Raw genomic sequence first — 1,053 nt, 5'->3', positions numbered from 1 at the left:
ATGATGGCATTGGGAGTTTTTCGTTTTTCTTTAGATACCGCCGCCTACCAAGACTTTAAACGAAGCCAAACGTATCGCTGGCAATCACAAGAGCGATTGCTACGCAGACCTGCTTTGCAATTTATTGGACTAGGGGAAGAAACCATCGAATTGAACGGGCTCATTTACCCGCATTTTCGCGGCGGCTTAACTCAAGTGGAGGCCATGCGTATTGAGGCCAGCAAAGGCTTGCCACTTGTGTTGGTTGATGGGCTTGGTTTTGTCTGGGGGCAATGGGTCATCAAACAGATCAGCGAAGGCCAAACGGTTTTCCAGCCAAACGGGCAACCACTCAAGCAGACGTTTCAACTGAGCCTTTCTCGCTATGGAGATGATACCCGATGAATACGGCTGCGAAGTATCGGACTCGACAAGGCGACATGCTCGACCGCATTTGCCTTGAATTCTATGGGTATTCGAGTGAGGCCGTTGAAGCAGTGCTGAAGCACAACCCCGGCTTAGCTGCGCTTGGTTCTGTGTATGAGTCAGGTGTGATCATTGCCTTACCTGACTTAAAGAGGCCTGAACTAAAACTACAGGGGCAAACCGATCGTGTGCGGCTTTGGGACTGACTGGAAAATTTAATTTGGAGTGAAATGTGCGGCCTGACTTTCGAATCATTGCTGATGCGCAAGATATTACAGAGGTGATTCGTGATCGTTTGTTATCCCTTCGACTTACCGATGAATCTGGTACCCAATCCGACGCTTTGGAGATCCAGCTGGATGATCGAGATTCAATCATTGAATGGCCTGCCCATGGTGCAGAATTGGTCGTGTCGCTGGGCGTCACCAAAGATAATTTCGTCGCCATGGGTGTGTATACCGTTGATGAGATCGAACATTCAGGGCCACCTCAAACACTGACGATTCGAGCCAAAGCTGCCGATATGAGAGCATCATTGAAAGCGCCTAAATCACGCAGTTGGGATAACCTGAGCTTGGGTGACTTAGTGCGAACGATTGCGGCAGAGCATGAGTTAGAGCCGAAAATTTCGGAGGCTTTAGATCGGTT

General features: G+C 49.2%; 2 protein-coding genes and 1 pseudogene. All 3 read left to right on the top strand.

The features are described 5' to 3' along the window. Positions 1–384 (top strand): phage tail protein (locus tag A3766_RS28185; protein ID WP_068643436.1); only part of this gene is annotated, 384 nt, incomplete at its 5' end. Then, positions 381–611, top strand: a complete 231-nt coding sequence (locus tag A3766_RS28180; protein ID WP_068642735.1) for a tail protein X — start codon at positions 381–383, stop codon at positions 609–611. The genes A3766_RS28185 and A3766_RS28180, both read left to right, overlap by 4 nt. 26 nt (positions 612–637) lie before the next feature. Continuing rightward, positions 638–1,053 (top strand): annotated as a pseudogene (locus A3766_RS28175) (phage late control D family protein); the annotation flags it as partial.

Source organism: Oleiphilus sp. HI0132 (assembly GCF_001635845.1).
This window is presented reverse-complemented; position numbering and strand designations above follow the sequence as displayed.

Excerpts from the sequence above, each read along its gene's own strand:
- A3766_RS28180 (WP_068642735.1), top strand. The coding sequence starts at position 381 with ATGAATACGGCTGCGAAGTATCGGACTCGACAAGGCGACATGCTCGAC.